A 17,328-nucleotide genomic window follows, 5' to 3' on the forward strand; every position below is an offset into this window, starting at 1 on the left:
GGAGGCCATCCTACATTGGAATCAGTCTAAAGTTGAGTCTGGTCGAACCATGAGTCACGGCTGCGAGTACCCGTCCAGGAAGTTCCCGATCCGCGTCACCGCGTCCGCCAGTTCCGGGGCCGCCGGGAGCGTCACGATGCGGAAGTGGTCGGGCTCCGGCCAGTTGAAGCCCGTCCCGTGCACGACCATGATCTTCTCGCGTTGCAGCAGGTCAAGGACCATCTGCCGGTCGTCCTTGATCTTGTAGACCTTCGGATCCAGCCGCGGGAAGAGATACAGGGCGCCCTTCGGCTTCACACATGTGACGCCCGGAATCCGTGTCAGCAGGTCGTACGCCGTGTTCCGCTGCTCCAGGATGCGCCCGCCCGGCAGGACCAGGTCCTGGATCGACTGCCGGCCGCCCAGCGCCGTCGCCACCGCGTGCTGGGAGGGCATGTTGGCGCACAGCCGCATATTGGCCAGGATCGTCAGGCCCTCGATGTACGAGGACGCGTGCGTCTTCGGTCCGCAGACCGCCAGCCAGCCGGAGCGGAAGCCCGCGACGCGGTAGTTCTTCGACAGGCCGTTGAACGTGAGCGTCAGCAGATCCGGCGCGATGGCGGCGGTCGGGGTGTGGGTCGCGCCGTCGTACAGGATCCGGTCGTAGATCTCGTCCGAGCAGACGATCAGGCTGTGCCTGCGGGCGATCTCCGTGAGGCCGCGCAGCATCTCGTCGCTGTAGACCGCGCCGGTCGGATTGTTCGGGTTGATGATCACGATCGCCTTGGTGCGGTCGGTGATCTTGCGCTCGACGTCGGCCAGGTCCGGCATCCACTCCGCCTGCTCGTCGCAGCGGTAGTGCACGGCCGTGCCGCCGGCCAGGGAGACGGACGCGGTCCACAGCGGATAGTCCGGCGCCGGTACGAGGACCTCGTCGCCGTCGTCGAGCAGTGCCTGCATCGACATCTGGATCAGCTCGGAGACGCCGTTGCCGAGGTACACGTCCTCGACGTCCAGGTCGATGTTCTTGGTCTGGTAGTGCTGCATCACCGCGCGCCGTGCCGAGAGCAGCCCCTTCGCGTCGCCGTAGCCGTGCGCGTCGCCGAGGTTGCGGAGGACGTCCTCCAGGATCTCCGGCGGGCACTCGAAGCCGAAGGCCGCCGGGTTCCCGGTGTTGAGCTTGAGGATGCGGTGGCCTGCTGCCTCCAGCCGCATCGCCTCGTCTAGGACGGGGCCCCGGATCTCGTAACAGACATTGGCGAGCTTCGTTGACTGGATGACCTGCATGACGGCGAGCTTACGACCGGGTTTCGCGAGGCGCCTGGTGTTTTTGACCACGTCGGTCCGGATCGTGAGACGGGCGGATACGAGAACCCGTGGCGGGGCCCGCATTTTGTTGAGTCAGTGTTCACCGAAGAGGTGCGGTCAGTTCACCCGCGCAGCGGGGGTGCGCACAACGCTGGGCGCTCATGAAGAAGCGCATCCCACTGCTCGGCCTGGCCACCGTCACGGTCCTCGCCGCCACCACCGCACTCCTGCCGTCGGCGACAGCCACCGGCTCCCACGACGGCAAGCTCGGCCTCACGTTCCTCGGCCGCTACGAGAGCGGCAAGTACGACGAGGGCGGCGCGGAGATCACCGCGTACGACTCCCGGACCCGCCAGGTCTTCACGATCAACGCGCAGGCCGGCACCGTCGACATCCTCGACATCCGGAACCCCGCCAAGCCCCGCAAGACCGGCCAGCTGGCCACGCCCGGCGCCAACAGCGTCAGCGTCCACGACGGCCTCGTCGCCGTCGCCCAGCAGGCCGAGGCCAAGACCGACCGCGGCACGGTCGCGTTCTTCCGCGCCTCCGACGGCCACAAGCTGACAGAGGTACGGGTCGGCGCCCTGCCCGACATGGTGACGTTCACCCCCGAGGGTGACCGCGTCGTCGTCGCGAACGAGGGCGAGCCCGACTCGTACTGCCCGCCCGGCGGCGAGGAGCCCGCCGGGATCGACCCCGTCGGCTCGATCAGCGTCATCGACCTGGACCGGGGCCGCGGCGGTGACCTGCGCCGCGCCACCGCGCGCACCGCCGGCTTCGAGAAGTGGGACAGCGAGAAGAAGGAGCTGACCCGCGACGGCGTACTGATCTACGGCCCGAACGCCTCCGTCAGCCAGGACATCGAGCCCGAGTACGTGGCGGTGTCGAAGGACGGCCGCACCGCCTGGGTCACACTCCAGGAGAACAACGCGCTCGCGCTCGTCGACCTGCGCCGCGCCGAGGTCGAGAAGATCGTCCCGCTCGGCGAGAAGGACCACTCCAAGCCCGGTAACGGCCTGGACGCCTCCGACAAGGACGGCGGCGTCAACATCCGCACCTGGCCGGTCAAGGGCCTCTACAAGCCCGACGGGATCCACGCGTTCACCTCGCGCGGCGGCGAGTACACCGTCAGCGCCAACGAGGGCGACGCCCGCGACTGGGACTGCTTCTCCGAGGAGGTACGGGTCAAGGACGTCGAGCTGAACCCGGAGGCGTTCCCGGACGCCGCCGCTCTCCAGAAGGACGACGCGCTCGGCCGTCTCAACATCACCAGCACCTCGCCGCGCGACAGCGAGGGCCGGGTCACCGAGCTGAACTCGCTGGGCGGTCGCTCGATCTCCGTACGCGACGCGCTCGGCCGGCTCGTCTGGGACTCCGGGGACGACCTGGAGCAGCTGACGGCGAAGGCGTTCCCGGAGAACTTCAACACCGACCACGCCGAGAACGCCCCCGACAGCCGCAGCGACAACAAGGGCCCCGAGCCGGAGGGCATCACCACCGGATCGGTGCGCGGCACGACGTACGCCTTCGTCGGTCTGGAGCGGGTCGGCGGCATCGCGGCGTACGACCTGAGCGACCCGCGCAGCCCGAAGGCCGCCGGATACGTCAACTCGCGTGATTTCGCGGGCGACCCGGAGGCCGGTACGGCGGGGGACCTGGGGCCGGAGGGTGTGCTGTTCGTCTCCGCGAAGGACAGCCCGACCGGTGACCCGTTGTTGGTCGTCGGCAACGAGGTCAGCGGTACGACGTCGGTCTACCGGATCGGCTGAGGCATCAGGGGCGGTCGGTACGCCGTACCGACCGCCCCGCCAGCACGTCCGTGCGCCGCCCGTCCTCGATCACGAAGCGGCCGTCGATCAGCACGTGCGGCACACCCACCGGCAGCGTGCGCGGCGCCGCGTAGGTCGAACCCGCGGCCACCGTGTCCGGGTCGAACAGCACCAGGTCCGCCCGGTAGCCCTCGCGGACCAGGCCGCGGTCCGCGAGACGCAGGCGGGCCGCCGGGCGCGAGGTCAGATGGGCCACGCACTCCTCCAGCGACAGGACGCCCAACTCGCGCACGTACCGGCCCAGATACCGCGGGAACGTGCCGTACGCGCGCGGGTGCGGCTTAGCGCCCTGGAGGATCCCGTCGCTGCCGCCGGTGTGGACGCGGTGGCGCATGATCTCCCGCACGTTCTCCTCGTGCCCGACGTGCTGGAGGATCGTGGAGCCCAGCCGGTCGTCGATCAGCAGCTTGCGGGCGGTCAGCCAGCCGCTCTCGCCGCGCAGCCGCGCCGTCTCGGCGATCGTCCGGCCGACATGCGCCGTGAGGGCCGGGTCGGAGACACCGGAGATCTCGATGGTGTCCCACTCGATCGGCACACCGTGGCAGCCGTCCGCGCCGATCACCTCCATGTGGTGCCGGATCTTCTCCGCCGTCGACGCGTCCCGCAGCCGCTCAAGGATCGCGTCCTGGCCGCCCGCGCTCGCCCAACTGGGCAGCATCGCCACCAGCGTTGTGCAGCCGGGCGTGTAGGGATAGGTGTCGAGCGAGATGTCGGCGCCGCCGTCCAGCGCCTTGTCCAGCAGGGCGATCAGCTCGGGGGCCTTGCCCTTGTTCACACCGAAGTTCATGGTGGCGTGGGCGAGATGGAGCGCGCAGCCCGCGCTGCGCGTGAGGTCGGCCATCTCCTCGTACGCGCGCAGGGCGCCCGCCCCGTAACTGCGGTGGTGCGGGCAGTAGTAGCCGTCGTAACGGGCCACCACCCGGCACAGCTCGGTGAGTTCGGCGTCGTCCGCGTACATGCCCGGCGTGTACGTCAGCCCCGACGACATGCCGACGGCGCCCTGCTCCAGCGAGTCGGCGACCAGCCGGCGCATCAGGTCGAGTTCGGCGGCGGTCGCCGGGCGGTCGTCCTGGCCCACCGCGTACATCCGGACCGTGCCCTGCGGCACGAGATACGCCGCGTTGACGGCGATGCCCCGGCCGTCGAAGCCGTGGTCGAGCCGGTCCAGATACTCGCCGACCGTCCGCCAGTCGAAGTCGACCGACGTGTCGCCGGGCGCGCCGCCGTTCCAGCCGGTGATCGCCCTGCGGACCTCGGCGAGCGTGCCGTCGTCCACCGGCGCGTACGACAGCCCGTCCTGACCGATCACCTCAAGGGTGACGCCCTGCGCCGCCTTCGCCGAGTGGTCCGGGTCGCGCAGCAGTGCGAGGTCGCTGTGCGCGTGCATGTCGATGAAGCCGGGGGCGAGGGCGAGGCCCGCCGCGTCGAGGACCCGCGCGCCGGACAGCCGGGGTGCGGCGCCGCCCGGCGTGTGCCGCCGGATCTCGGCGATACGGCCGCCGGTGACGCCGACGTCCGCCCGGTAGGAGTCCTGCCCCGTGCCGTCGACGACACGCACGTCCCGTATGACGAGATCCATGGCCCAGCAGCTCCCGAGCTCCTAGAAGAACGTACGGATGAAATCGGTGACCGTGCCGTCCGCGTCGGCCAGCGGGATCAGCTGCCACTTGTCGAACGACGTGCACGGATGCGACAGCCCGAAGCCCACCCAGTCGCCGACCTCGATCACCGCGTCGGGCGACGTGTGCAGCTTGCCGTGCTGGTCGGACAGGCCGGTGACCGTGATGCCGCGCGCCGGTCGGATCTCGCCGGTGCGCGCGTCGCGCACCAGCTGCGCCTCCGGCAGGTCGAGGTCGTACGCCGCGTCCCGCTTGCCCGCGTTGGTGAACGCCTGCTCCGGCGAGGGGCGTGAGACCACCTGGGCCCAGAGCCGGAAGGCCGGCTGGAGCGCGCCCTCGGCCGGGATCCGCTTGAAGGGGGTCAGCCGCTTGTAGTGGCCGTCGTCGTGGGAGACGTACGCACCGGAGCGCAGCAGCTTGCACACGGGGCGGGACAGCACCGGGATGTCGGCGAAGACGTCCGCGACCGCGTCGAACCACGCACTGCCGCCCGCGCTCACCACGATCTCGTCCACGGTCCCGGAGAACCGGCCCGCCGCGTCGAAGTCGGCCGCCAGCGCCGTCAGCCGGCGCAGCCAGGCGCGGACGGTGTCGTTGTCGGCGTGCGGCACCTCGCCCTCGTAACCGGCGACGCCCACCAGCCGCAGCGTGTCGGTAGCGGCCACCGCGTCCGCGACCAGCGCGCACTCCGCCTCCTTGCGGACGCCGGTCCGCGCGCCCTCGCCCGCGCCCAGCTCCACGACGACGTCCACGGGGCGTGAGCCGCCCGCAGCGCGCAGCGCCTCGTCCATCAACTCGACGCCGCGCACGGAGTCGACGTAGCAGATGAAGCGGAAGCCCGGATCGCCGTCCAGCTCGGCGGAGAGCCAGCGCAGCGCGACCGCGTCGACGACCTCGTTGGCGAGGAAGATCCGCTGGATGCCGAACGCCCGGTAGACGCGCACCTGGTGGGGGAGCGCGGCGGTGATCCCCCAGGCGCCGTAGTCGAGTTGGCGCGCGAAGAGCTGCGGGGACATCGACGTCTTGCCGTGCGGGGCGAACGCGAGGCCGTGGTGCTCCGAGTACGTCTGAAGAAGCGCGAGGTTGTGGGTCAGGGACTCGGCGGAGAGGGCGAGCAGCGGGGTGGTGAAGCCGCCGGTGAAGAGATTGCGGCGCTCGGCGGCCAGCTCGGCGACCGTGCGGCCGTCGGCGTCGGGCGGCAGCCCCTTGAATCGGTGGTCCAGACGCTCGTCCCTCAGGTGTTCCTCGCTGAGCCGTCCACCGACCGTCATAGGGCTTCCTCCATGTGCCAGGGATTCATTTCGTTGCAACATATGCAACGCCCATTGCGTATATCGCTTTACGCTGTCTAACATCCGAGCCGTCGCCGGGTCAATGATGAGCCCCGGCGGCCCCGGACGACAGACGATCGAGGAGCCCAAAGTGCCCGCAACGGTAGAAGCGGACCCGACCAGCCCCGGCGGGCCCGAGCCCGCCGAGGTCGTCTGCGAGGTCGTCTGCCTCGGCGAGTCGATGGTCACCTTCCTGCCCTCGCGCCCCGGCCGCCTCGCCGACGTCCCCGCCTTCACGCGCACCATCGGCGGCGCCGAGTCGAATGTCGCCTGCGCGCTCGCCGCCGCGGGGCACACGGTGAAATGGATCAGCCGTGTCGGCGCGGACGGCTTCGGCGACCATCTGGTGGAGGCGATCGGCGCGTACGGCGTCGACACCTCCGCCGTACGCCGCGACGCGGACGGCCGCCCGACCGGCATCTACTTCCGTACGGCCACCGACCGCTCCAGCACCGCCCACGAGGTCGCCTACTACCGGGCGGGATCGGCCGCCTCCGCGATGTCCCCCGCGACGATGGACCGCGCCGACCTGTTCTCCGGCCGCGTCCTGCACCTGTCCGGCATCACACCCGCCCTCTCGGACGACTGCCTCGCCCTGACCCGCGAGCTGGCCGAGCCCGCACCCGGCCGCCCGCTGCTCTCCTTCGACGTCAACCACCGGCCCGCGCTCTGGCGGGACGACTCGGGGCCGGACGTGCTGAGGGGCATCGCGCGCGGCGCCGACCTCGTCTTCGTCGGCGACGACGAGGCCGCCCAGGTCTGGGACCTGCACAGCCCGGAGACGATCCGCGAGGCGCTGCCCGAGCCGGCGGTGCTGGTGGTGAAGGCGGGCGCGGACGGCGCGACCGCGTTCGTACGGGACCCGGAGACGGGCGGCGACGCGGTCGTGACCGTACCCGCGCTGGCCGTCGATGTCGTGGCAGCCGTCGGCGCGGGCGACGCGTTCGCCGCCGGCTTCCTGTCCGCGACCCTCCGGGGCCTGCCGACCGAGGCCCGGCTGCGCCACGGCCATCTGATGGCCGCCGCCGTACTCACCGACGCGGGCGACGTCTGCGTCCCGCCCGCCCGCGCCCACGCGGACCGGCTCGCCGCACTGGACGACCAGGCCTGGCGCTCCCTGCGGCTCGGCCCCGGCTGGACGTCCGGGGCCGCCGGGCCCGGACAGCGGCAGGAAGCGGTACCCGCCTCATGAGCCAGACCGTCGACCGCGCGCTGAGCATCCTGCCGCTGCTCGCCCAGGGCCCGGCCGACCTCGGACAGGTCGCCGCGCGGCTCGACGTGCACAAGTCCACGGCGCTGCGGCTGCTGCGCACGCTGCACGAGCACGGGCTCGTCTACCGCCAGCAGGACCAGCGCTACCGCCTCGGCGCCCGCCTCTTCGCGCTCGCCCAGGAGGCCGTCGAGAACCTGGACGTACGCGAGATCGCCCACCCGCACCTCGCGGCGCTGGGCGAACAGTGCGGCCACACAGTCCATCTCGCCGTCAGGGAGGACAACGAAGTCCTCTACATCGACAAGGTCGAGAGCCGCTATCCGGTGCGGATGTACTCCCGGATCGGCAAGCCGGTCGCCGTCACCGTCGCGGCCGTCGCCAAGCTGCTCATCGCCGACCTGTCCGAAGCCGAGCGCCGCGCACTCGCCGAGCGGCTCGACTTCCCCATGTACACCCCCCGTTCGATCCCGAACGCCGCCGCGTTCCTCAAGGAGCTGGCGACCGTACGCGAACAGGGGTGGGCCACCGACCTCGGTGGCCATGAGGAGTCCATCAACTGCATCGGGGCCCCGATCCGCGGTGCGGACGGCCGGGTCGTCGCCGCCATGTCGGTGTCCGCGCCGAATGTCGTCGTCACCGCCGACGAACTCCTCGCCCTGCTCCCGCTGTTGCGCCGCACCGCCGACGCGATCAGCCGGGAGTACTCGGGCAACGCCCACCATCCGGCACCCGCACCCCCTGCTCTTCGGAAAGAGACCTCATGAGCGACCAGACCGCGAAGACCGCCGTCGTCCCCGCCACGCACGCCGCGCCGCCGGCCAAGTTCTCCCACGGCGTCCGCAAGGGCAACATCCTCCAGGTGGCCGGGCAGGTCGGCTTCCTCCCTGCCGTCGCGGGCGAGGCCCCGACCGTGGCGGGACCGACGCTGCGCGAGCAGACGCTCCAGACCCTCGCCAACGTCAAGTCGGTCCTGGAGGCGGGCGGCGCGAGCTGGGACGACGTGATGATGGTGCGCGTCTACCTCACGGACGTGGCGCACTTCGCCGAGATGAACGAGATCTACAACGCCTACTTCGAGGAGCAGAGCCTCAAGGAGGCGCCGGCCGCCCGTACGACGGTGTACGTCGGGCTGCCCGCCGGACTGCTCATCGAGATCGACGCGCTGGCCGTACTCGGCTGAACCGCGCAGCGCGGCACGGCGCTCAACTCGGCCTCCACAGACAGTCCTGTCGGTGGCCGGATTCGCGGTCGCCGCGCTGCTCAGCCTGGTTATTTGGAGCCCGGCGTCCATTCGTCGGAAAACGGCGCGTCGAGGGCGCCGAGGATGCGCTGGGAGGCGGCGCCGAGCTGCCGCTGCTGCGCCTTGGTCAGTGGGTCGAAGACCAGTTGGCGTACGGCGTCGACATGGCTCGGGGCCGCGGCGGTCACCTTGTCCACCCCGTCGTCGGTGAGGGAGGCCAGGGTGGCGCGCCCGTCGGAGGGGTCGGGACGGCGCCGCACCCAGCCGCGCTTCTCCAGCCGGATGACCACGTTGGACAGCCGGGAGAGGGTGCTCCCGGCGTACTGGGCCACCTCGCTCATCCGCAGCGTGCGCTCCGGCGCCGTCGACAGCGCGGACAGCACCACGTACTCGAAGTGCGCGATGCCCGTGTCCCGTTGCATCCGCGCCTCCAGTGCGGCCGGCAGCTGGGTCAGCATGTAGGCGAACGCGTACCACTGCTGCTGCTCGTCGGTGTCGAGCCAACGCGGCCCCGAGGTGTCCGGTGTGTCGTCCATACCACCAATATATTCCAAGCGTGGAGTGAACGGTGGATCACGGAGACGGAACCGAAACCTCCGACCCTCTTGCGCGATCTTCGCCGTCCCGATTTGGTGACCCGAGTCACTTACGGGGACGAGTGTGGAGGTCGACGCATGGCAGACAGCACCAACATAGGTACATCCGAGAGTAAATCCGTTCCACGCAAGTCGAGTTGGAGGTACATCGGCCCCGGCATCGTCGTGGCCGCGACAGGTGTGGGCGCCGGCGACCTGGTCGCCACCCTCATCGCGGGCAGCAAATTCGGCTACACGCTGCTCTGGGCGGCCGTCATCGGATGCGTCGTCAAGATCTCGCTCGCCGAGGCGGCCGGCCGCTGGCATCTCGCCACCGGGCGCACCCTGTTCGAGGGCTGGCGCAGCCTCGGCCGGTGGACCACCGGCTACTTCGCGGTCTACGTCGTGGTCTGGGGCTTCGTCTACGGCGCGACCGCCATGTCGTCCAGCGCCCTGCCGATCGTCGCGCTCTTCCCCGACGGCCCGGGCCTCAAGACCTGGGCGGTGATCACGGGCCTGATCGGCCTGGTCTTCGTCTGGTTCAACCAGTACGCCGTCTTCGAGAAGGTCATGACGGTCCTGATCGGCATCATGTTCGTCGTGGTGGTGTACGTCGCGATACGCGTCACGCCCGACATCGGCGCGAGCTTCGCCGGTCTGCTGCCCGTGCTGCCGGACGGCTCGCTGCTCTACACGCTGGGCCTGATCGGCGGTGTGGGAGGCACGATCACCATGGCCGCGTACGGGTACTGGGTCAACGCCAAGGGCTGGACCAACACCGGCTGGATGAAGGTGATGCGGCTGGACAACCGCGTCGCGTACATCACCACCGGCATCTTCGTCGTCGCGATGCTGATCATCGGCGCCGAGCTGTTGCACGCCTCCCAGGTCGCCCTCACCAAGGGCGACCAGGGCCTCGTGGATCTCGGGGCCATCCTGGAGGAGCGCTTCGGCGCCACGACGGCGAAGCTCTTCCTGATCGGCTTCTTCGCCACGTCCTTCTCGTCACTGATCGGTGTGTGGCACGGCGTCAGCCTGATGTTCGCGGACTTCGTGGAGCGCTGGCAGCTGGACCGCAAAGGCGTCCCGGCCGACGAGGGGACGGTGGGAGAGGTCGCGGCGGGCAAGCGGGAGCGGTCGCTGCCGTTCCGCGCGTATCTGCTCTGGCTGACCTTCCCGCCGATCACGCTGCTCTTCCTGGACCAGCCGTTCGGCCTGGTCGTGGCGTACGGGGTGCTGGGCGCGTTCTTCATGCCGTTCCTGGCGCTCACGCTGTTGTGGCTGCTCAACTCCTCGCGTACGCCGACGGAATGGCGTAACGGCAAGCTGAGCAACACGATGCTGGCGGCGGGCGGGCTGCTGTTCGTCGTCCTGTGCGTGCAGCAGGTGCGGGACCTGCCCTGGTAACTGGGCCCGCGCACTGCGAAAACACGGTGGCGCCGTCGGAGTCCGACGGCGCCACCGGTCTGTGGGGGGTGGTAGGTGCGTTCTTGTTACGGGAGGCCGTGCACGTGCGGGCCGACCGTCTTGGACCAGGCGTTGCCGGCCGTCGCGTCCCAGTTGGTGGACCAGGTCATCGCGCCGCGCAGGCCCGGATAGGTCTTCGTCGGCTTGAAGTTGCCGCAGTTGGTGCCCTTGGTGAGACAGTCCAGCGCGTTGTTGACGACGCCGGGGTCGGTGTAGCCGCCGCCCGCCGCGCGCGGCGAGGCCGGCAGACCGAGGCCGACCTGGGAGGGGTCGAGGCCGCCTTCGAGCTGGATGCAGGCGAGGGCGGTGAGGAAGTCGACCGTGCCCTGTGAGTAGACCTGGCCGTCGCAGCCGAGCATCGAACCGCTGTTGTAGTACTGCATGTTGACGACGGTGAGGATGTCCTTCACGGCGAGTGCCGTCTTGAAGTACTCGTTGGACGTCGACTGCATGTCGATGGTCTGGGGCGCCATCGTCAGGACGAAGTCGGGGCCGGCCTGACCGGCGATCGACTTCAACGCCTGGGTCATATAGGTGGAGTTGAGACCGTTCTCCAGGTCGATGTCGACGCCGTCGAAGCCGTACTCGTCCATCAGCGAGGACACGGACGTGGCGAAGGCGTTCGCCGACGCCTCGTCGTTGATCGAGACGGTGCCCTTCTCGCCGCCGATGGAGATGATGACCGACTTGCCCGCGGCCTGCTTGGCGGCGACGTCGGCCTTGAACTGCTCGTCGGTGTAACCGCCGAGACCGGCCGAGTCGAGCGTGAAGTCGACCTGGCCCGGCGTGCCGGTCGCGTCCGCGAACGCGACGGCGATGATGTCGTAGTCGTCCTGGACCTGGGCCAGCGTCTGGACGGCCGCCCCGTTGTTGAAGTTCTGCCAGTACCCGGTCACGGCGTGCGCGGGTACGGCGGCGGGGGCGGGGTCTTTCGTGGGCTCGTTCGCGGCGTTGGCCGCGGGTACGAGAAGTCCGGCGACGGCGAGAACGCCCGCTGCGGCGAGGACTTTGAGCGTGCGGGATCGCGGTTTCCTGTGCACTGCATGGCCTCCGTGGGGGGAGTTGTGGGGGCGCGCCTGTGGGGGGCTATCGAACGGTGGCCACCGTTTGAACGTACAAACTGGTCCAGACCATTGGTCTTGTCAAGGGCCTGGACGAGATGGGGCCGTTTCCGGCCGGACGGCTGGAAGCACCCGCAGCAGCGCCGCCGGGGGAGCGGCGGCGCTGCTGGTCCGTGTGCGGGGGACGTGGGGTCAGGGCAGGGCGTGGACGTGCGGGCCTACCGCGTTCGACCAGGCGTTGCCGGCCGTCGCGTCCCAGTTGGTGGACCAGGTCATCGCGCCGCGCAGGCCCGGATAGGTCTTCGACGGCTTGAAGCTGCCGCAGTTGGTGCCGCGCGTCAGACAGTTGAGCGCGTTGTTGACGATGGTGGGGGAGACGTAACCGCTGCCCGCGCCACGGGTGGAGGCCGGGACGCCGAGGCCGACCTGGGAGGGGTCGAGGCCGCCTTCGAGCTGGATGCAGGCGAGGGCGGTGAGGAAGTCGACGGAGCCCTGTGAGTAGACCTGGCCGTTGCAGCCGAGCATCGAACCGCTGTTGTAGTACTGCATGTTGACGACGGTGAGGATGTCCTTCACGGCGAGAGCCGTCTTGAAGTACTCGGTGCCGGTGTTCTGCATGTCGATGGTCTGCGGCGCCATGGTGAGTACGAGCCCGTTGCCGGCCTTCGCCGACAGCTGCCGCAACGCCTTGGTGAGATAGGTGGAGTTGATGCCGTGTTCGAGGTCGATGTCGACCCCGTTGAAGCCGTACTCCTGCATCAGGGCGTAGGTGCTGTCCGCGAACGCCGTCGCCGAGGCGTCGCTGTTGATGGAGACGTTGCCCAACTCGCCCCCCACCGAGATGATCACGGACTTGCCGGCGGCCTTCTTCGCGGCGATGTCGGACTTGAACTCGGCGACCCCGGAGTAGCCGAGCGCCGAGCTGAGGTTGAAGACGATCTGTCCGGGCGTGGCGGTCGAGTCGGCGAACGCGACGGCGATGATGTCGAACTGCGCCTGTACGTCCCTGAGTTTCTGGACGGCCGCGCCGTTGTTGAAGTTCTGCCAGTAGCCGGTCAGCGCATGCCTGGGCACACCGGGCCCGCCCGGATCGCCACCGCCCGGTGAGGTCCTGCCGCTGACGGCCGCCGACTTCGCGGACTCACCGGCCACGTTGGTCGCCGACACCTGGAACTGGTACGAGGTGGCTGCCGCGAGCCCGGTCACGGTCGCCGAAGTCCCGGTCGCCGTCTGGACCTTCATACCGTCGCGGTAGATGTTGTACCCGGTCGCACCGCTGACCGCGGTCCAGCTCAGCGCCACCGAGGACGCGGTCACGGCCCCGACCGCGAGCCCGGCGGGCGTGCCCGGAACCTGCGGGTCGGGATCGCCGCCCCCGCCGCCGTCCGGCCCGAAGACGGAGACGTCGTCGACGACGTACGCGCTCTGCCCGTACCAGCCGTGCGTGTACACGGTCACCGCACGCGTCGACGCACCGGTCCTGAAGGTGGTGGTGAGCTGCTTCCAGCCGCTCTCGCCGGGCGTCCAGGTCGACACGTCGGTCGTCCCGGTGCCGGAGGCGCCGAGGTACGCGTACCCGCCCTGCACCCACGCGCTCAGCGTGTACGTCGAGTCGGGCTGCACGGCCACGGACTGCGTGCACTTGGCGTTGTCCTGCCCGGCGGGCGTTCCCTTCAGCGCGGCGGCCCCGGTCCGCACGGGAGAGCCCACGACGACCCCGCTCCCGCCGGAACAGGTCCAGTTGGCGAGCCCGGACTCGAAGCCGGCGTTCTTGGCGACATTGATGTCGGCGGCCTGCGCGACGCCGCTCATCCCGCCCACACTCAGGGCCCCGGCTGCCATGACGGCCACCACCCCGCCCAGCCGACTCCGCAGCCGGCCGCCACGTCGTCGAAGGTTGTCCGTCCTGCGAGGTCTGCGTCTGCCGTCGGGTACGCGTTCCACTTGGTGCCTCCGCTGGGGGTGTCGGGATGGAGGTGCGAGTTGGGAACGGTGGCCACCGCTGGCCGTTAAAAATGGTCCAGACCATTAAAGTTGTCAATACTTCCGGCGCGAGATTCCGCCTCTGGTCGCGGCCGGTCGTATCCGCGCGATCAATCCGCATGTGCTGGTGACCAATTGTGTGCAGCTTGCGACGCGGGCGCCTTCACCGAGGGGTTCGGGAATCCGGAGGCGAAGTACGTGCTCACCGCCGGCGGCTACTTCTTCACACCCCACCCGGCGACGCCTGGCTCAACGCCCTCCGCGACGAGTGGCCGACGCCGTCGGCCTCCGGCGAGAGGGCGACGGAGTCGCCGTCAGTCGTCCTGCAGCCGTTCCCCCGCGTACCCCGACACCACACCCACCACCAGCACGGCGTTCGACATCAGGATGCCCTCGGCCTCCAGGTCCTGCCACTGCATCGTCAGGTTCCACGCCTGAGCCGCCACCCCGACCGTGAAGACCGCCAGCAGGTGCTGGGGCATCGAGTCGCGGAAAGGTTCGCGGTGGAAGCGGCCCGCCGCCCAGGTGGCCAGGGCTATGCAGACCGCGTTGGGGATGTGGATCAGCATCAGTCTGCCGTTGAAGGTCTCCAGGTTCTCCGAGGTGGCCAGGTGATCGTTGACCAGGGTGGTCTGGAGGTACTCCGTCAGGAGCAGGACGACGATGCCGGCCGCCCAGGCGCGCGCGAGCGCGAACACCGCCGCTCCTGGTCCCTCCTCCCGTTGTACGGGCTCCCCCGGGTAGCCGTACCTCGTCATCGCCAACCGCCTCCGTTAGAACTCGTGCTTGTCGGCCCGGAGGCGGGAACCTGAATCCCGCGCTCTCAGACCACCGTGAAAAGAAGAACCGCCGCGAATCCGGCCGCCGCCAGCCCGCAGCCGACCACCAGCACTCCGTACTGGAGGACCGGCGACCAGTTGCCGCGGCCCGCGACCGTTGCCGTGCGCTCCGGGGCCGCCGGGTCGTACGCGACCGTGACCGGGTCGCCGATCCGTATCGACCGGCTCGCCAGATCCTCGAACTCGATCTGGCGGCCGTCCGGCGTACGGAACGCAAAGAAGTACTGCCGTGCGTCCGAGCGGTTGTACGGCTCCTGCTCGATCCGTACGCAGGTGCCCTCCGCCCGATTACCCGCTCGCAGAGCCCGATTCACGCCCGAAAGGCGACGCGCGTAGTGCGTTGCCAACCAGCCGAAAAGCAGAACCATGCCGCCGAGGAATAGGTAATCGCCGCCCGGAACTTCCATTGTGGACCGCCTAATTGACCGTGATCGAGTCGATGATTTTCTTCAGGTCGCCTTTGCTGAGTTTGCCTTTGACCGCGTCGATCCGTACGGCGTACGTCTTGTCGTCGGCGTCGAGGCCCGCGATGATCACGCCGTCGATCCGGGTGCCGGCCTTCGGGTCGAGTGCCCCGCCCGGGGTCCCCGCCCCGGCGCCCGCGCCTGAATCCTTCTGGGTGAATTCGAAGTTGACCCGCCGGGCCTCTTCGTCGCCGTCCGGGCCGGAGACCGTGATCTCCTCCTGCTTGCCCAGCGTCGAGCCGAGCGCGACCCCCGCCTCGGCGCCGATCGCCGCCTCCTCCACCGAGTCGGCGTCCGTGAAGTCGAGCTGCACGGTGATCATGCCGATGGTGCCGCTCTCGTCCGAGAGTGTCGCCGCAGCCGCGTTGTACTTGCTGCGCTCAGCGGCGCTCTGCGCCTCGAACGCCGCCGGGTGTGCCACCGTGACCGCCGGGGTCTTGAGCGTGCCCCAGCCCTCCGGCACCGTCCCGGTCTCCGTCCCCGAGCCGCACCCTGTCGCGAGCAGGAGCGTCGCCAGGGCAGCGGTCGCGTACACCGCAGGCGTCCGCCCCGTCTGTCCGAATATCGTCTTCTTGCTGGTCATGGCGTGTGTGCTCCTGTACCCGGGATCAGTTCGCACAGTAGCTGTACGGGACGTAGCTGCGGTTGTTCCCCTGCGGCGCACCCAGGAACTGCGCGTCGTTGAGGGTCTCCTCCTTCTTCTCGGTGGAGACCGAGAAGCCGAAGCTCAGGCCCAGGTTCAGCTCGAATCCGTACTCCGCGGCCTCGGTCTGGCCGGTGTACGTGGTCTTGCTGGACAGGCCTTCGTCGAAGAGAAGCTGACCGAACGGGTCGTCCGCGCCCGGCCGCTTCGTCGGTGCGTTGTCATCGAACATATAGGCGAACGGCGCTCCGTTGTCGCCGCTGCCGTCGAGCCATTCCTGGGCTATCGCGCGCTGCTTGTCACCCTCGGCGCCCGGCTTGAGGACGACGGAGTTGGTGACGACCTCGATACCCGTCTCGTTGTCCGTTCCCTTCCCGCTGCCGCTGCCGCCACGCTTCTCGTCGTCCTTCTTGCCGTTGTCGCCGCCGACCGAGACGCCGTCCTTCGTGGCGCCCTTCTCGACGGTTCGCGTCATGTCGATACGCAGCAGCTCACCGGTCGTCTTGTCGTGGCTCACCGTGATGGTGCCGGTCTGCGTCGTGGTCGCGCTCGACTCGCCGCTGATGGGCCCGCCCTCGTAGCCGACCTTGCCCGAGTACTCGATGGCGGCGCTGTACGTGTACGACTTGAGGTTCCGGTAGCTGTTGTCGGTCCACGTCACCTCGGGCGAGAACTTGAAGCTGCCGCCCAGCGTCGCGCTGAGCTTCTTCTCGTCGCCCGCGGAGAGCTTCATGCCACCGGCGACGCTGGCCTCCAGGCCCACCTTGCCGTAGCTGATGTGCCGGTTGCCGAGCTTCTCGTCGATGCGCTTGCGGAGCTGCTCCTCCTCGTACATCGGACCGCTGTTGAAGAGGTAGGCGATGCTGTTGCCGAGCCCGCCGCCACGTGAGTTGGCGTGCCGGTTGGCCAGCTCGTACGTCTTGAGGTCCTCGATGTCCTCGCGGAACTTGGCCGCGTCCTCCTCGCTGTCGAAGACCCAGGTGTCACCGTTGGTCACCTTGATCCCGGCACCGAGTTCGACCTTGTCCGAGCCGAACTTGCCGACCTTGGCGCCCGGCTTCCAGTCCTTCTTGGCGGCGATGGACGCGGCGTCGGTGAAGGTCATCATCACCTGCTGGTCGTTCTCGTCGACCTTGCCGTCCTTGTTCACGTCGGTCTTGGCCTGGAAGGTCTGCTGCTGGAAGCCGTACTCCTCGCCCCACTCGATGAACAACAACTTGCCCTTGGCGCCCGCCTTGTCGCTGATCGAGGAGATCTGGCAGAGCGGCGGCTCGTAGTCGGCGTCGGTCTTCGGCGCGGACTCGTTCTGCTTGCCGTTGCCGGGGTCGCACGGGCCGAACGTGACCAGGCACTTCAACTGGTCGGCGATGGTGCCGTCCACGCCGGTGCCCACCAGCGCCCCCGCGATGGCCGCGACGACCACGATCACGCCCACGTACTCGGTGGCGGAGGTGCCGCGGTCGTCCCGTGGTCTTCCTCGTACCGGTGCCTGTCCCATCCGACCGTCCCCCTCGGTGACCGCACCACTCTGTTCGTATGCGGAATCGAAACGGAGCGTACGGACGTCCGGACCCGGTGGCGTGGGTCCGTGGACCCAACCCGGACCCAAAGAGGGCCGGTTTGCTGGTGGGCGCTTCCCGGGTCGGCTAGTTTCAAGCTCAAATGAAACATGGGTTAACGCCTGACTGCTTCGCCCGATTTTGGTGGTGCCTATGATGTTCGCGCCGTATCACTGACATCGGTGAGGTGTTCTCTGCGCCCTGAGTCGTGGATAAAG

The 17,328-nt window shown here is 69.2% G+C and carries 15 protein-coding genes; 5 read left to right on the forward strand and 10 right to left on the reverse strand.

The genetic code is table 11. The features are described 5' to 3' along the window. Positions 1-54: 54 nt before the first annotated feature. The gene (locus tag ACIBLA_RS02035) at positions 55-1,266 is read right to left on the reverse strand and encodes a pyridoxal phosphate-dependent aminotransferase (RefSeq protein WP_363244578.1); all 1,212 of its coding nucleotides are present in this window, start codon (positions 1,264-1,266) and stop codon (positions 55-57) included. 182 nt (positions 1,267-1,448) lie between these two features. Here ACIBLA_RS02035 and ACIBLA_RS02040 point away from each other — a divergent pair, with 182 nt between their 5' ends. Then, the gene (locus ACIBLA_RS02040) at positions 1,449-3,056 is read left to right on the forward strand and encodes a choice-of-anchor I family protein (RefSeq protein ID WP_363244579.1); all 1,608 of its coding nucleotides are present in this window, start codon (positions 1,449-1,451) and stop codon (positions 3,054-3,056) included. 4 nt (positions 3,057-3,060) lie between these two features. On the opposite strand, the gene ACIBLA_RS02045 is transcribed toward ACIBLA_RS02040, so the two are convergent. Together ACIBLA_RS02045 and ACIBLA_RS02050 are read right to left on the reverse strand one after the other, a co-directional pair. Continuing rightward, positions 3,061-4,695 carry a D-aminoacylase gene (locus ACIBLA_RS02045; RefSeq protein ID WP_363244580.1) on the reverse strand — a complete coding sequence of 545 codons (1,635 nt, stop codon included), beginning with the start codon at positions 4,693-4,695 and terminating at the stop codon, positions 3,061-3,063. 21 nt (positions 4,696-4,716) lie between these two features. After that, positions 4,717-6,006 (reverse strand): amino acid deaminase, encoded by a 1,290-nt coding sequence (locus ACIBLA_RS02050; protein ID WP_363244581.1) that lies wholly within the window; start codon positions 6,004-6,006, stop codon positions 4,717-4,719. A 151-nt stretch (positions 6,007-6,157) separates the two neighbouring features. Here ACIBLA_RS02050 and ACIBLA_RS02055 point away from each other — a divergent pair, with 151 nt between their 5' ends. The 3 genes from ACIBLA_RS02055 to ACIBLA_RS02065 are packed head-to-tail and all read left to right on the forward strand — an operon-like array spanning position 6,158 to position 8,459. After that, the gene (locus tag ACIBLA_RS02055; RefSeq protein ID WP_363244582.1) at positions 6,158-7,258 is read left to right on the forward strand and encodes a sugar kinase; all 1,101 of its coding nucleotides are present in this window, start codon (positions 6,158-6,160) and stop codon (positions 7,256-7,258) included. Beyond that, positions 7,255-8,043 (forward strand): IclR family transcriptional regulator, encoded by a 789-nt coding sequence (locus ACIBLA_RS02060; RefSeq protein ID WP_363244583.1) that lies wholly within the window; start codon positions 7,255-7,257, stop codon positions 8,041-8,043. The genes ACIBLA_RS02055 and ACIBLA_RS02060 overlap by 4 nt, the downstream gene beginning before the upstream one ends. Next, on the forward strand, positions 8,040-8,459 hold the full coding sequence (locus ACIBLA_RS02065) for a RidA family protein (RefSeq protein WP_363244584.1): 420 nt from the start codon (positions 8,040-8,042) through the stop codon (positions 8,457-8,459). The genes ACIBLA_RS02060 and ACIBLA_RS02065 overlap by 4 nt, the downstream gene beginning before the upstream one ends. Before the next feature lie 89 nt (positions 8,460-8,548). Here the strand turns inward: ACIBLA_RS02065 and ACIBLA_RS02070 are convergent, their stop codons facing one another. Next, positions 8,549-9,055, reverse strand: a complete 507-nt coding sequence (locus ACIBLA_RS02070; protein ID WP_363244585.1) for a MarR family transcriptional regulator — start codon at positions 9,053-9,055, stop codon at positions 8,549-8,551. 138 nt (positions 9,056-9,193) lie between these two features. Between ACIBLA_RS02070 and ACIBLA_RS02075 the strand changes: the two genes are divergently transcribed. Then, positions 9,194-10,501 (forward strand): Nramp family divalent metal transporter, encoded by a 1,308-nt coding sequence (locus tag ACIBLA_RS02075; protein WP_363244586.1) that lies wholly within the window; start codon positions 9,194-9,196, stop codon positions 10,499-10,501. Positions 10,502-10,587: 86 nt separating this feature from the next. Here ACIBLA_RS02075 and ACIBLA_RS02080 read toward each other — a convergent pair whose 3' ends face one another. The 6 genes from ACIBLA_RS02080 to ACIBLA_RS02105 all read right to left on the reverse strand — a co-directional run bounded on the left by ACIBLA_RS02080 (position 10,588) and on the right by ACIBLA_RS02105 (position 17,049). After that, positions 10,588-11,601, reverse strand: coding sequence for a chitinase (locus ACIBLA_RS02080; protein WP_363244587.1), 1,014 nt, complete (start codon positions 11,599-11,601; stop codon positions 10,588-10,590). A 213-nt stretch (positions 11,602-11,814) separates the two neighbouring features. Then, positions 11,815-13,464, reverse strand: coding sequence for a glycosyl hydrolase family 18 protein (locus ACIBLA_RS02085; protein WP_363244588.1), 1,650 nt, complete (start codon positions 13,462-13,464; stop codon positions 11,815-11,817). 455 nt (positions 13,465-13,919) lie between these two features. Next, positions 13,920-14,363, reverse strand: a complete 444-nt coding sequence (locus ACIBLA_RS02090) for a hypothetical protein (protein ID WP_363244589.1) — start codon at positions 14,361-14,363, stop codon at positions 13,920-13,922. 65 nt (positions 14,364-14,428) lie between these two features. Then, positions 14,429-14,851: a DUF3592 domain-containing protein gene (locus ACIBLA_RS02095; protein ID WP_363244590.1), complete on the reverse strand. Its 423-nt coding sequence runs from the start codon at positions 14,849-14,851 to the stop codon at positions 14,429-14,431. 10 nt (positions 14,852-14,861) lie between these two features. After that, positions 14,862-15,491 (reverse strand): hypothetical protein, encoded by a 630-nt coding sequence (locus tag ACIBLA_RS02100; protein ID WP_363244591.1) that lies wholly within the window; start codon positions 15,489-15,491, stop codon positions 14,862-14,864. Between the two features lie 25 nt (positions 15,492-15,516). Next, the gene (locus tag ACIBLA_RS02105; RefSeq protein ID WP_363244592.1) at positions 15,517-17,049 is read right to left on the reverse strand and encodes a hypothetical protein; all 1,533 of its coding nucleotides are present in this window, start codon (positions 17,047-17,049) and stop codon (positions 15,517-15,519) included. Positions 17,050-17,328: the final 279 nt, after the last annotated feature.

It is taken from the genome of Streptomyces sp. NPDC050433 (genome assembly GCF_044458565.1).
GTDB lineage: Bacteria > Actinomycetota > Actinomycetes > Streptomycetales > Streptomycetaceae > Streptomyces.